The sequence below is a fragment of the Pseudomonas sp. GW823-FHT05G12 genome, from assembly GCF_058795575.1.
In genome coordinates, this window is sequence record NZ_CM179501.1 from 4,766,404 (window position 1) to 4,780,158 (window position 13,755).

General features: G+C 63.5%; 14 protein-coding genes. 11 read left to right on the plus strand and 3 right to left on the minus strand.

Annotated features, from left to right (window positions below):
* The first annotated feature begins 14 nt into the window (after positions 1–14).
* Positions 15–1,211: a succinyldiaminopimelate transaminase gene (gene dapC, locus AC3RCM_RS21780; protein WP_064493151.1), complete on the plus strand. Its 1,197-nt coding sequence runs from the start codon at positions 15–17 to the stop codon at positions 1,209–1,211.
* A gap of 105 nt (positions 1,212–1,316) precedes the next feature.
* On the opposite strand, the gene AC3RCM_RS21785 is transcribed toward dapC, so the two are convergent.
* Positions 1,317–2,963, minus strand: coding sequence for a Na+/H+ antiporter (locus AC3RCM_RS21785; protein ID WP_064493150.1), 1,647 nt, complete (start codon positions 2,961–2,963; stop codon positions 1,317–1,319).
* Between the two features lie 252 nt (positions 2,964–3,215).
* On the opposite strand from AC3RCM_RS21785, the gene graT reads away from it, so the two are divergent.
* The 6 genes from graT (at position 3,216) to AC3RCM_RS21815 (ending at position 7,034) form a co-directional block, all read left to right on the plus strand.
* Complete coding sequence (gene graT / locus AC3RCM_RS21790; RefSeq protein WP_080574895.1) at positions 3,216–3,494, plus strand: type II toxin-antitoxin system toxin GraT; 279 nt, start codon at positions 3,216–3,218, stop codon at positions 3,492–3,494.
* An 8-nt stretch (positions 3,495–3,502) separates the two neighbouring features.
* Entirely contained in the window at positions 3,503–3,802 is a 300-nt protein-coding gene (gene graA / locus AC3RCM_RS21795; RefSeq protein ID WP_010952669.1) for a type II toxin-antitoxin system antitoxin GraA, read from the plus strand.
* 124 nt (positions 3,803–3,926) lie between these two features.
* Positions 3,927–4,274, plus strand: coding sequence for an ArsC family reductase (locus AC3RCM_RS21800; RefSeq protein ID WP_003252272.1), 348 nt, complete (start codon positions 3,927–3,929; stop codon positions 4,272–4,274).
* A 31-nt stretch (positions 4,275–4,305) separates the two neighbouring features.
* A complete protein-coding gene (dapD, locus tag AC3RCM_RS21805; RefSeq protein WP_019437665.1) occupies positions 4,306–5,340 on the plus strand; it encodes a 2,3,4,5-tetrahydropyridine-2,6-dicarboxylate N-succinyltransferase in 1,035 nt (344 codons plus the stop codon).
* An 81-nt stretch (positions 5,341–5,421) separates the two neighbouring features.
* Complete coding sequence (locus tag AC3RCM_RS21810) at positions 5,422–6,627, plus strand: cysteine desulfurase (protein WP_064493149.1); 1,206 nt, start codon at positions 5,422–5,424, stop codon at positions 6,625–6,627.
* Complete coding sequence (locus AC3RCM_RS21815; protein WP_003252266.1) at positions 6,624–7,034, plus strand: SufE family protein; 411 nt, start codon at positions 6,624–6,626, stop codon at positions 7,032–7,034. Before AC3RCM_RS21810 ends, AC3RCM_RS21815 begins: the two co-directional genes overlap by 4 nt.
* A gap of 112 nt (positions 7,035–7,146) precedes the next feature.
* Here AC3RCM_RS21815 and tcdA read toward each other — a convergent pair whose 3' ends face one another.
* Positions 7,147–7,956 carry a tRNA cyclic N6-threonylcarbamoyladenosine(37) synthase TcdA gene (gene tcdA, locus AC3RCM_RS21820; RefSeq protein WP_162490563.1) on the minus strand — a complete coding sequence of 270 codons (810 nt, stop codon included), beginning with the start codon at positions 7,954–7,956 and terminating at the stop codon, positions 7,147–7,149.
* 119 nt (positions 7,957–8,075) lie between these two features.
* Here tcdA and AC3RCM_RS21825 point away from each other — a divergent pair, with 119 nt between their 5' ends.
* The 4 genes from AC3RCM_RS21825 to AC3RCM_RS21840 all read left to right on the plus strand — a co-directional run bounded on the left by AC3RCM_RS21825 (position 8,076) and on the right by AC3RCM_RS21840 (position 13,216).
* Complete coding sequence (locus tag AC3RCM_RS21825) at positions 8,076–10,667, plus strand: glycosyltransferase (protein ID WP_104887129.1); 2,592 nt, start codon at positions 8,076–8,078, stop codon at positions 10,665–10,667.
* A gap of 190 nt (positions 10,668–10,857) precedes the next feature.
* Positions 10,858–12,009, plus strand: coding sequence for a succinyl-diaminopimelate desuccinylase (gene dapE, locus AC3RCM_RS21830; RefSeq protein WP_492629135.1), 1,152 nt, complete (start codon positions 10,858–10,860; stop codon positions 12,007–12,009).
* Positions 12,009–12,821 (plus strand): putative RNA methyltransferase, encoded by an 813-nt coding sequence (locus tag AC3RCM_RS21835; RefSeq protein ID WP_003252259.1) that lies wholly within the window; start codon positions 12,009–12,011, stop codon positions 12,819–12,821. Before dapE ends, AC3RCM_RS21835 begins: the two co-directional genes overlap by 1 nt.
* Before the next feature lie 17 nt (positions 12,822–12,838).
* On the plus strand, positions 12,839–13,216 hold the full coding sequence (locus AC3RCM_RS21840; protein ID WP_010952612.1) for a hypothetical protein: 378 nt from the start codon (positions 12,839–12,841) through the stop codon (positions 13,214–13,216).
* A 122-nt stretch (positions 13,217–13,338) separates the two neighbouring features.
* Here the strand turns inward: AC3RCM_RS21840 and AC3RCM_RS21845 are convergent, their stop codons facing one another.
* On the minus strand, positions 13,339–13,548 hold the full coding sequence (locus tag AC3RCM_RS21845) for a cold-shock protein (protein WP_003252255.1): 210 nt from the start codon (positions 13,546–13,548) through the stop codon (positions 13,339–13,341).
* Positions 13,549–13,755: the final 207 nt, after the last annotated feature.

The following is a 13,755-nucleotide window of genomic DNA, read 5'->3' on the forward strand; positions in this document are numbered from 1 at the left end:
GAGACCTTGCGCCGATGAACCATGCCTTGACCCAGCTTCAGCCCTATCCGTTCGAAAAGCTTCGCGCCCTGCTGGGCAGCGTGAAGCCTGCGGCGGACAAACGCGCCATCGCTCTGTCGATTGGTGAGCCGAAGCACGAATCGCCGGCGTTCGTCGCCCAGGCCATGGCCGACAACCTCGACAAGCTGGCGGTTTACCCCAGCACCCTCGGTTTGCCAGCCCTGCGCCAGGCCATCGGCCAGTGGTGCGAACGACGCTTTGGCGTGCCCGCCGGCTGGCTGGACGCCGACCGCCACATCCTCCCGGTCAACGGCACCCGTGAAGCGCTGTTCGCCTTCACCCAGGCCGTGGTCAACCGCGCCGATGACGGCCTGGTGATCAGCCCCAACCCGTTCTACCAGATCTACGAAGGCGCAGCGTTTCTGGCCGGCGCCACCCCGCACTACCTGCCCTGCCTGGAAAACAACGGTTTCAACCCGGACTTCGACGCCGTACCGGCCGAGGTGTGGAAGCGTTGCCAGATCCTGTTCCTGTGCTCGCCGGGCAACCCTACCGGCGCGCTGGTGCCGATGAACACCCTGAAGAAGCTGATTGCCCTGGCTGACGAACACGACTTCGTGATCGCCGCCGACGAGTGCTACAGCGAGCTGTACTTCGACGAGGATGCGCCTCCGCCAGGCCTGCTGTCGGCATGCGCCGAGCTTGGCCGTAGCGATTTTGCGCGCTGCGTGGTGTTCCACAGCCTGTCCAAGCGCTCCAACCTGCCTGGGCTGCGCTCGGGCTTCGTCGCGGGCGATGCCCGGATCATCAAGCCGTTTCTTCTGTACCGCACCTACCACGGCTGCGCGATGCCGGTGCAAACCCAGCTGGCCAGCATCGCCGCCTGGCAGGACGAGGCGCATGTGCGCGAGAACCGCGATCAATACCGGGCCAAGTACGATGCCGTGCTGGATATTCTGCAGCCGGTACTGGATGTGCAGCGCCCGGACGGCAGTTTCTACCTGTGGGCCAAGGTACCGGGCGACGATGCCGAGTTCACCCGCGGCCTGTTCGAAGCCCAGCATGTGACCGTGGTACCGGGGTCGTACCTGTCGCGTGAAGTGGATGGGGTGAACCCGGGTGCCGGGCGCGTGCGCATGGCACTGGTTGCACCGCTGGCCGAATGCATCGAAGCGGCGGAGCGCATTCGCGCCTTCCTGCAAAACCGCTAATCAACCCCTTCGCGGGCACGCCCGCTCCCACAGGTACTGCGCTGATTTCAAGCGCAGCGCAGTACCTGTGGGAGCGGGCGCGCCCGCGAAGGGCCTTGATAGGGTCTACTTGACTGAACCTAGGTTCGCCTCACTCATATCCAGCTCACCCAGTACTTGCCGCACCACCTCATCGCCCACCAGGTGCTGACGATGCAGGTTGTACAGCTCCAGCCGCTGGGCCCTCAGGGCACGCAAGCGTAAACGCCGCTCCAGCAAGTCCATCTGTGCGGCCAGGGCCTTGGCTTCGGCACTGTCGTCGTAGCTTTCCAGCTCATCCCGGTATTCAGCCATCAAGCGCGCCTTCAGCTCGGTCGCCAAGGTTGCCTGCGCAGCATCCTGCGGTGCGTTGCTGTCGATCACCTCTTCTGCCTCCAAGGCATGAATCGCCGCCTCGGCTGTGCGCCGCCAGGCTTCCTGTACCTCTTGGTGCAAGCGCTCGTCAGGGCTCTTGGTCACCCCTCGCAGTAACAGCGGCAGGGCAAGGCAGGCACTGATCAACGACAGCAGAATTACCCCTGCAGCAATGAAGATAAGCAGGTCACGCTCCGGGAAAGCTGTATCAGCCCCTATCAGCAACGGGATCGACATGACACCCGCCAGGGTGACAGCGCCGCGCACACCACCCAAGGTCAGCAACCAGCAGGAACGCGCCGTAGGCATCAGCACCAGTGCCGGCTTGCCGCGCCAGCGACGTACCACACCGATCGAGCGCCAGATACTCTGGACCCAGATGAACCGCAACAGAATCAGTGCGGCAAAGATCGCCACCACGTCCAGGCAGCGGTAGGCCAATGTCGGCCAGAGGGTCGCTTCGTGGCTGACCACAGCCTTGATGATGTCTGGCAACTGCAAGCCCAACAACAGGAAGATCAGGCCATTGAAGGCAAACTCCAGCAACGACCAGACACTACGATTGAGCAGGCGGGTACTGGTCTGACGCGGCAGCAGGTCGAGCCAGCTCTGCATCATGCCGGCCGCGACCGCCGAGAGAATACCCGAAACGCCCAGGCGCTCGGCCAGCACGTAGGCTGCGAACGGCAGCAGCAACATGAACACCACATGGGTAGCTGGATCGTCCCAGCCCCGGGTGATCATCCACATGCGCAGGCGACCGATCAACCAGCTCAGTACCACACCCACCGCAAGGCCGCCCAGTGCGACCAACACAAAGCTGAAGCTGGCGTCAGCCAACGAAAACACTCCGGTGATCGCCGCCGCCAAGGCGAACTTGAAGGTTACCAGGCCCGACGCATCGTTCATCAGCGCCTCGCCCTGCAGCATGTGCATCAGGGGAGTGGGCAGGCGGTCCTGGGCAATGGCCGAAACGGCCACGGCGTCGGTCGGCGAAAGCACTGCGGCCAGGGCGAAGGCCACCGGCAACGGGATGCTCGGCAGCAACCAGTGGATGAAGTAACCGGCGCCGACCACGGTGAACAACACCAGCCCCACGGCCAGCGCCACTACCGGGCCACGAATGCGCCATAACTCACGCTTGGGGATGCGCCAGCCGTCGGCGAACAGCAGCGGAGGCAGGAACAGGAACAGGAACAATTCGGGGTCAAGGGCTACATGCAGGCCCAGCGTCGGCCACGCCAGCAAGGCACCGGCGGCAATCTGTACCAGCGGCAATGGCAGCGGGATCACACGGCCGACCAGCTTCGACAGGCTGACCAGCGTCAGCAGGATGAGAACGGTGTAGGCGGACTGCATCCGGGAAAGCTTCCTTTGTGAACCAGAAACGATAGCAAGGCGAAACATCGCCATTGGAACAATATGTTAGCGGCGACCGACGGTTCGGGGCCGCTGCACGATAGTCGCAGGTGACGGGGGAATATGTAACATGATGATACCCAGCAGATGCGACCGGAGCTTGCGAGTCGCGTGCCCCGTTATTGAAGACTTGAACTACAGCGATCCCGTCGTATAATCGCCATTAACGAATAACGTTAAGCATTCAGGCTCATGATTCGAAGCTTTAGCTGTGCCGACACGGAAGCGCTCTTCACAACGGGAAAGACACGGCGTTGGTCAGATATCAAGTCAGTCGCGGAGCGCAAGCTGGCCATGCTCGATGCCGCAACAGAGTTGCGAGACCTTAGGTCGCCACCTGGCAATCGCCTCGAGTCACTGAGCGGCAACCGCGCCGGCCAACACAGTATCCGTGTAAATGACCAATGGCGGGTTTGCTTCACCTGGACAGAACACGGGCCAGTTAACGTTGAAATTGTCGATTACCACTGAGGTGCATCATGCTCAAGAACGGTATGCGTCCAATCCATCCGGGTGAAATCCTGCGGGAGGAGTTCCAGAAGGAAATGGGCTTCAGCGCCGCGGCTCTGGCCAGGGCGTTGGGTGTAGCAACGCCAACCGTCAACAACATCCTGCGCGAACGGGGCGGTGTTTCCGCCGACATGGCACTGCGCCTGTCCATCTGCCTGGACACCACTCCTGAGTTCTGGCTCAACCTGCAGACGGCCTTCGATCTGCGCACAGCCGAACAGCAACACGGCGATGAGATCATCGGGTCGGTCCAGCGTCTGGTCGCTTGAACACATCCTGATCAATAAACAGGGGCGCCACGGGCGTGGCGCCGCGAGGATCGTTCCCGCATAATCGCGCGACTGACATCGAAAAACGGAGAGATTGGGGCGACTTGTAACCCCAATGTACACAATGACCTACACGCTCTACGGCATCAAAGCCTGTGACACCATGAAAAAGGCGCGTACCTGGCTCGAAGACAAAGCCATCGCCTACGAATTCCACGATTACAAAACCCAAGGCATCGACCGCGACAGCCTGAACCGCTGGTGCGACGAGCACGGCTGGGAAGTCATCCTCAACCGTGCCGGCACCACCTTCCGCAAGCTGGACGACGCCAGCAAGGCAGACCTCGACCAGGCCAAGGCCGTCGAGCTGATGCTGGCCCAGCCGTCGATGATCAAACGCCCGGTGCTCGACCTTGGCGCGCGTACCCTGGTTGGCTTCAAGCCCGACCTGTACGCCGCTGCCCTGGCCTGAGCCCCTACCCTATTTCGCACGAGGTAATCACATGTCCAATACCCTGTTCAGCCTGGCCTTTGGTGTCGGCTCCCAGAACCGCCAGGGCGCCTGGCTGGAAGTGTTCTACGCACAACCACTGCTCAATCCGAGCGCCGAACTGGTTGCTGCAGTCGCCCCTGTTCTCGGTTACGAAGGTGGCAACCAGGCCATCGCCTTCAGCAACGCCCAGGCCGCACAACTGGCCGAAGCCGTGAAGGGCGTGGACGCCGCGCAGGCCGCCCTGCTGACCCGTCTGGCAGAGAGCCACAAGCCGCTGGTCGCCACCCTGCTGGCCGAAGACGCCGCACTGAGCTCGACCCCAGAGGCCTACCTCAAGCTGCACCTGCTGTCGCACCGCCTGGTCAAGCCGCATGGCGTAAGCCTGGCCGGCATCTTCCCGCTGCTGCCGAACGTGGCCTGGACCAACCAGGGCGCGGTCGACCTGGGCGAACTGGCCGAGCTGCAACTGGAAGCACGCCTGAAGGGCGAGCTGCTGGAAGTGTTCTCGGTGGACAAGTTCCCGAAAATGACCGATTACGTGGTCCCGGCCGGCGTGCGCATCGCCGACACCGCCCGTGTGCGCCTGGGCGCCTACATTGGCGAAGGCACCACCATCATGCACGAAGGCTTCGTCAACTTTAACGCGGGTACCGAAGGCCCGGGCATGATCGAAGGCCGCGTTTCCGCTGGCGTATTCGTCGGCAAGGGCTCGGACCTGGGCGGCGGCTGCTCGACCATGGGCACCCTGTCCGGTGGCGGCAACATCGTCATCAAAGTCGGCGAGGGCTGCCTGATCGGCGCCAACGCAGGTATCGGTATTCCGCTGGGCGACCGCAACACCGTCGAAGCCGGCCTGTACATCACCGCAGGCACCAAGGTGAACCTGCTGGACGAGAACAACGAACTGGTCAAAGTGGTCAAGGCCCGCGACCTGGCCGGCCAGACCGACCTGCTGTTCCGCCGCAACTCGCTGAACGGCGCGGTAGAGTGCAAGACCCACAAGTCGGCCATCGAGCTGAACGAAGCGCTGCACGCTCACAACTGAGAACCCTGCGGGGTTTGAGGTGTTAAGATCGGGTCTGGCGCCAATGCACCAGACCCGATTTTCATTCCAGGCCTCGCAAACATGTTCCAGCCCTCTCCCTGGCGTGCCGACTTTCCCGCCATCGCCGCCCTGCAACGGCAGCACCAGACCTATCTGGACAGCGCCGCCACCACCCAGAAGCCGCAAGCCTTGCTCGATGCCCTGAGCCATTACTACGGCCATGGCGCGGCCAACGTGCACCGTGCCCAGCATTTGCCAGGTGCGCTGGCGACCCAGGCCTTCGAAACCAGCCGCGACAAGGTCGCCGCCTGGCTCAATGCGGCAGACTCGCGGCAGATCGTGTTCACCCACGGCGCCACTTCGGCACTGAACCTGCTGGCCTATGGCCTGGAGCACCGCCTCGAAGCCGGTGACGAAATTGCCGTCAGTGCCCTGGAGCATCATGCCAACCTGCTGCCCTGGCAACAGCTGGCGCACCGGCGCAACCTGCGCCTGGTGGTGCTGCCACTGGACGCCCATGGTCGTATCGACCAGGACCAGGCACTGCAACTGATCGGCCCGCGCACCCGAGTGCTCGCCATCAGCCAGCTGTCCAACGTGCTGGGTACCTGGCAACCGCTGCCAGCGCTGCTGGCCCATGCCCGCGCCCAAGGCGCGCTGACGGTGGTCGATGGTGCCCAGGGCGTGGTGCATGGTCGCCAGGACATGCAGCAACTGGGCTGCGACTTCTATGTGTTTTCCAGCCACAAGCTGTACGGTCCGGACGGCGTCGGCGTGCTCTATGGCCGCGCCCAGGCCCTGGAGCTGTTGCGCCACTGGCAGTTCGGTGGCGAGATGGTGCAGCTGGCCGAGTACCACAGCGCCAGCTTCCGTCCCGCGCCCCTGGGCTTCGAAGCGGGTACGCCGCCGATTGCCGGGGTGATCGGCCTGGGTGCGACACTGGACTATCTGGCCAGCCTCGATGCCCATGCGGTCGCAGCACATGAAGCCAGCCTGCACCAGCACCTGCTGCGTGGCCTGGGCGACCGCGAGGGCGTGCGGGTGTTGGGCGCACCGCAGACGGCCCTGGCCAGTTTCGTCATTGAGGGCGTGCACAACGCCGATATCGCTCACCTGCTGACTGAACAGGGCATTGCCGTGCGTGCCGGTCACCACTGCGCCATGCCACTGCTGAAGGGGCTGGGGCTGGAAGGCGCGATACGGGTATCGCTGGGTTTGTACAACGACAGCGATGACGTGCAGCGTTTCTTCGACGCGCTGGACCAAGGCCTGGAGCTGTTGCGATGAGCCTGCCGGAACAGGCGCACCAAGCGCTGGAAGCGTTTCAACAGGGCAAAGGCTGGGAACAGCGTGCGCGGCTGCTGATGCAGTGGGGTGACCGCCTGGAGCCGCTGGCTGATGCCGAAAAGACCGAGGCCAACCGGGTGCATGGCTGCGAGAGCCTGGTGTGGCTGGTGGCCGAGCAGATCGAGGGCGTGTGGCGGTTCAAGGCCAGCAGCGATGCCCGCTTGTTGCGTGGGCTGCTGGCGCTGTTGCTGGTGCGGGTGCAGGGACTGGCCAGTGAGGAGCTGGCCGGGATTGATCTGCGCGAGTGGTTTACCCAGCTCGGGCTGGAACGCCAACTGTCGCCGTCGCGCAGCAATGGGCTGCATGCGGTGTTGCAGCGGATGGCGGAGTTGGCGTCCAACCGCTGAATCGGCGCCGGTTTCTTCGCGGGCCTGCCCGCTCCCACAGATACGGCATCATGCTTGATAGAGATGCAGTATCTGTGTGAGCGGGCAGGCCCGCGAAGAAACCCACGCGGTCTTATTCAGGCTTGACCCGTTCCGACGGCCGGCGCGCTCCAGCCACCAGTTTTTCTATCGCCTTGCTCGCCGCTACCATGCCAAAGGTCGCGGTCACCATCATCACCGCACCAAAGCCACCCGAGCAGTCCAGCCGCACGCCCTCACCCACGAAGCTTTTCTGCAGGCAAACGCTGCCGTCGCCCTTGGGGTAACGCAGCTGTTCACTGGAGAACACGCACGGCACGCCATAGTTGCGGCTGACATTACGCGAGAAGTTGTAGTCGCGGCGCAAGGTGGAACGCACCCGCGAAGCCAATGGGTCATTGAAGGTCTTGTTCAGGTCGGCGATCTGGATCTGCGTCGGATCGATCTGCCCACCCGCGCCACCGGTAGTAACAATGGCAATCTTGCGTCGCCGACACCAGGCGATCAGCGCCGCCTTGGCCATGACGCTGTCGATGCAGTCGATCACGCAGTCGAGGTGCTCGGTGATGTACTCGGCCATGGTCTCGCGGGTGACGAAGTCGGCCACCGCATGCACCGTGCACGCCGGGTTGATCGCCCGCAGGCGCTCGGCCATGACCTCGACCTTGGGCCGCCCCACCTGCCCTTCCAGCGCATGGGCCTGGCGGTTGGTGTTGCTGACGCAGACATCGTCCAGGTCGAACAGGGTGATCTCGCCCACGCCGCTGCGTGCCAGTGCTTCGGCCACCCACGAGCCCACCCCGCCAATACCGACCACAGCCACATGGGCCTGGCCCAGACGTTGCAGCCCCTGGTCGCCATACAACCGGGCAACGCCGGCAAAGCGTGGATCTTCTGTGCTCATGTTCATACCCCAAAAAACCGGCGCGCATTATATGCCAGTGAGCCCTTGGCCTGCATCGTTAGGAAAGAGACTGCCAACCCTGCTTTAATGTCCTATCACTTCCACATGAATGGACGACGATGTCTTCACGTAAATTCGGCCTGAACCTGGTAGTGGTGCTGGCCATCGCCGCACTGTTCACCGGGTTCTGGGCACTGATCAACCGCCCGGTCTCCGCCCCCGCCTGGCCAGAACAGATCTCTGGCTTTTCGTATTCGCCGTTCCGCCTGGGCGAAAGCCCACAGAAGGGTCAGTACCCCACTGACGACGAAATGCGCCAGGACCTGGAGCAACTGAGCAAACTGACCGACAGCATCCGTATCTATACCGTGGAAGGCACCCAGGCCGACATCCCGCGCCTGGCCGAGGAGTTCGGCCTGCGGGTGACGCTGGGGATATGGATCAGCCCGGACCTGGAGCGCAACGAGCGCGAAATCGCCACGGCCATCCAACTGGCCAACACGTCGCGCAGCGTGGTGCGGGTAGTGGTCGGCAACGAAGCGCTGTTCCGTGAAGAGGTCACACCGGAAAACCTGATCAAATACCTGGACCGGGTACGCGCAGCCGTGAAGGTGCCCGTGACCACCAGTGAACAATGGCACATCTGGAAGGAACATCCTGAGCTGGCCAGGCACGTCGACCTGATTGCCGCGCACATCCTGCCCTACTGGGAGTTCGTGCCGATGAAGGATTCGGTCGAGTTCGTCCTCGACCGCGCCCGTGAACTGAAGCACCAGTTCCCGCGCAAACCCCTGCTGCTGTCGGAAGTCGGCTGGCCGAGCAACGGCCGCATGCGCGGTGGTGCCGATGCCACACAGGCCGACCAGGCCATCTACTTGCGCACCCTGGTCAACACCCTCAACCGCCGTGGCTACAACTACTTTGTCATTGAAGCCTATGACCAACCCTGGAAGGCCAGCGACGAAGGTTCGGTAGGCGCCTACTGGGGCGTCTACAACGCCGAGCGCCAGCAGAAGTTCAACTTCGACGGCCCCGTGGTGGCGATCCCGCAGTGGCGGGCCCTGGCAGTGGCGTCGGTGGTGCTGGCAATGATCGCCTTGATGGTGCTGTTCATCGATGGCTCGGCCCTGCGCCAGCGTGGCCGTACCTTCCTGACGTTCATCACCTTCCTGTGCGGGTCGGTACTGGTGTGGATCGCCTACGACTACAGCCAGCAATACAGCACCTGGTTCAGCCTGACCGTGGGCGTGCTGCTGGCCCTCGGCGCGCTGGGCGTGTTCATCGTGCTGCTCACCGAGGCCCACGAACTGGCCGAGGCGGTCTGGATACACAAGCGCCGCCGCGAGTTCCTGCCCGTGCAGGCCGACACTGCCTACCGGCCCAAGGTGTCGGTGCATGTGCCGTGCTACAACGAGCCACCTGAGATGGTGAAACAGACCCTGGACGCCCTGGCCGCCCTGGACTACCCCGACTACGAAGTGCTGGTGATCGACAACAACACCAAGGACCCGGCCGTTTGGGAGCCGCTCAAGGCCCACTGCGAGAAGCTTGGCGAGCGCTTCAAGTTCTTCCACGTCGCGCCACTGGCCGGCTTCAAGGGTGGCGCGCTGAATTACCTGATCCCGCACACGGCAAAGGACGCCGAAGTGATCGCGGTAATCGACTCGGACTACTGCGTCGACCGCAACTGGCTCAAGCACATGGTGCCGCACTTCGCCGACCCGAAAATTGCCGTGGTGCAGTCACCGCAGGATTACCGCGACCAGCACGAAAGCGCCTTCAAGAAGCTGTGCTACAGCGAATACAAGGGCTTCTTCCACATCGGTATGGTCACCCGCAACGACCGTGACGCGATCATCCAGCACGGCACCATGACCATGACCCGGCGCAGTGTGCTGGAAGAACTGGGCTGGGCCGAGTGGTGCATCTGCGAGGACGCCGAACTGGGCCTGCGCGTGTTCGAGAAAGGCCTGTCCGCCGCCTACGCCCACAACAGCTACGGCAAGGGCCTGATGCCCGACACCTTCATTGACTTCAAGAAACAACGCTTCCGCTGGGCCTACGGCGCCATCCAGATCATCAAGCACCACGCCGGCGCGCTGCTGCGCGGCAAAGGCAGCGAGCTGACCCGTGGCCAGCGCTACCACTTCCTGGCCGGCTGGCTACCGTGGATCGCCGATGGCATGAACATCTTCTTCACCATCGGCGCGCTGTTGTGGTCAGCGGCGATGATCATCGTGCCGCATCGGGTCGATCCGCCCCTGATGATCTTCGCCATCCCGCCGCTGGCGCTGTTCTTCTTCAAGGTCGGCAAGATCATCTTCCTGTACCGCCGAGCGGTGGGGGTGAACCTCAAGGATGCCTTCGCAGCTGCGCTGGCCGGGCTGGCACTGTCGCACACCATCGCCAAGGCGGTACTGTATGGTTTCTTCACCAGCAGCATGCCGTTCTTCCGCACGCCGAAGAACGCTGACAGCCATGGGTTGCTGGTGGCGATTTCCGAAGCCCGTGAAGAGCTGTTCATCATGGTGCTGCTGTGGGGCGCGGCGTTGGGTATCTACCTGGTGCAGGGGCTGCCGAGTTCGGACATGCGCTTCTGGGTGGCGATGTTGCTGGTGCAGTCGTTGCCTTATGTGGCAGCGCTGGTGATGGCGTTCCTGTCGTCGCTGCCCAAGCCCGCAGAAAAGGCTGCCGAAGCGCAGCAGGCTTGAAGTTGCCTGGGCTGACCTGTGCAGCCCATTCGCGGGCACGCCCGCTCCCACGTGCTTGGCACAGGCGTTCAGAGCTGTGCAGTACCTGTGGGAGCGGGCGTGCCCGCGAATGGGCCGTGCTGCCCGAAACCATTTGATATAAGATAACGCCCCTCAGATTTCCCCGCCTTGCCTTGCCCCGGAGTCCCCCATGACGGCCCCTGCCGAGCTCTCGCCTACCCTTCAACTGGCCTGCGACCTGATCCGTCGCCCCTCGGTCACCCCCGTCGACGCCGATTGCCAGGCGCAGATGATGAACCGTCTGGGCGCCGTCGGTTTCCAGCTGGAGCCGATGCGCATTGAAGACGTCGACAACTTCTGGGCCACCCACGGCAGCCAGGACGGCCCGGTACTGTGTTTTGCCGGCCACACCGACGTGGTGCCTACCGGCCCGGTCCAGCAATGGCAGCATGAACCGTTCGAGGCGCTGATCGACGCCGACGGCATGCTCTGCGGCCGTGGCGCCGCCGACATGAAGGGCAGCCTGGCGTCCATGGTGATCGCCAGCGAGCGCTTCGTGCAGGACTACCCGAACCACCGCGGCAAGGTCGCGTTTCTGATCACCAGCGACGAGGAAGGCCCCGCCCACCACGGCACCAAAGCGGTGGTCGAGCGCCTGAAAGCGCGCAACGAGCGCCTGGACTGGTGCATCGTCGGCGAACCGTCCAGCACCACCTTGCTGGGTGACGTGGTCAAGAACGGTCGCCGCGGTTCGCTGGGCGCCAAGCTGACCATACGCGGCAAACAGGGCCATGTGGCCTACCCGCACCTGGCGCGCAACCCGATCCATCTGGCCGCCCCGGCCCTGGCGGAACTGGCTGCCGAGCACTGGGACGAAGGCAATGCGTTCTTCCCGCCAACCAGCTTCCAGATCTCCAACCTCAATTCCGGCACCGGCGCCACCAACGTGGTCCCGGGCGAGCTGACCGCGCTGTTCAACTTCCGCTTCTCTACCGAGTCCACCGTCGAAGGCCTGCAGGCCCGAGTGTCGGCGATTCTCGACAAGCATGAACTGGACTGGTCGGTCGACTGGGCACTGTCGGGCCTGCCGTTCCTGACCGAACCAGGCGAGCTGCTCGACGCCGTGGCGGCCAGCATCAAGGGCGTCACCGGTCACGATACCCAGCCCTCCACCAGCGGCGGTACCTCCGATGGCCGCTTCATCGCAACCATGGGCACCCAGGTGGTCGAACTCGGCCCGGTCAACGCCACCATCCACCAGGTTGACGAGCGGATCCTGGCCAGCGACCTCGATCTGCTGACCGAAATCTACTACCAGACCCTGGTCCGGTTGCTCGCCTGATGCTTGCCTGCCCGCTTTGCCAGGCGCCGCTGAGCCGGCTCGACAATGGAGTGGTGTGCCCGGCCGGCCACCGCTTCGACCGCGCCCGCCAGGGTTACCTGAACCTGCTGCCGGTGCAGCACAAGAACAGCCGCGACCCCGGTGACAACCAGGCGATGGTCGAGGCACGCCGCGACTTTCTCGACGCCGGCCATTACGCGCCAGTCGCCCGCCGCCTGGCCGAGCTGGCCGCCGAACGCCAGCCTGGCGCCTGGCTGGACATCGGCTGCGGCGAGGGTTACTACACCGCACAGATCGCCCAGGCCTTGCCGGCCGCCGACGGCTATGCGCTGGACATCTCCCGTGAAGCGGTCAAGCGTGCCTGCCGCCGAGCACCGGCGGTCACCTGGATGGTCGCCAGCATGGCCCGCGTGCCGCTGACCGACGCCAGCTGCCAGTTCATCGCCAGCGTTTTCAGCCCGCTGGACTGGGCCGAGGCCAAGCGCTTGCTCAGCCCCGGCGGCGGCCTGATGCGGGTCGGCCCGACCAGCGGCCACCTGATGGAACTGCGTGAAGTGCTCTACGATGAAGTACGCCCTTACGCCGACGACAAGCACCTGGCCCTGGTCCCTGAAGGCATGGCCCACGCCCACAGCGAAACCCTCGAGTTCCGCCTGAGCCTGGCCGCGCCCAAGGCCCGCGCCGACCTGCTGGCCATGACCCCACACGGCTGGCGCGCCAGCGCCGAAAAACGTGCCCGGGTGATCGACCAGCCCGAGCCGTTCGAGGTCACGGTTTCCATGCGTTATGACTATTTCGTGCGCCAAGACTGAGCACACCCGGAGCCCTTATGCGTCAACCTGATATCGAGATCTACCTGAAGGACGCCGACGTCGACCACAAGCAGATTGCCGAGTGGCTCGCCCAGGCAATCGGCCCGTGCACCGAGTGGAAGCAGAAAGGCCATACCTTCAAATGCCAGGCCGGTAACATTCCGGTCACTTGGTTACCCAAGGCTGTAGGGAAATGGAACAGCCTGTACCTGGAAAGCGACCAGACGCCGTGGGCCGATGACGTTGCCTGCGCCCGCGCCGCATTTGCCGCGCTGGGTGTGGAAGTGCGCTGCGCGCCGGGTGGCTGGGTCGAGGAAGACGGGGAAGAAGATGCTGACCGCTGGGTCCGCATCAGCGCCGACGGTGAAGAGGAAATCACCTGGCGTACATCATGAAACGGCAGGCTTGCTCGTTTCTGTAGGAGCGGGCTTACCCGCGAACACGGGCTATGCCCGTGGCAGCCACCGTGGTGGCTGCTTCGCGGGCAAGCCCGCTCCTACGGCTTGAAACCAGAGGCTCAGAGGCCCACTACGTCTTCGGCTTGCAGGCCTTTCTGGCCCTGCACGCAGGCGTACTCCACCCGCTGCCCTTCGACCAGGGTACGATGCCCCTCACCGCGAATCGCCCGATAGTGGACGAACACATCCGCACCACCTTCGCGCTGAATGAAGCCATAACCCTTGGCATCGTTGAACCACTTTACATTCCCAGTCTCACGAGACGACATCTGAACTACTCCGGATTTTTATTGTGAAGATCGCCTTGCAGGCACGAGGTCACCTGCCCCGTGCCAACGCCGCTTGCCGAAATATCCTGCAAGTGGCAGGCCGAGTATATGACACAGAACAAAAAAAATTGATGACGGTCCCGTCGTTGGCCGAATTTTGCTGAACTTACGCCGATACGGCAGACTAAATAGCAGAATACTCACCTG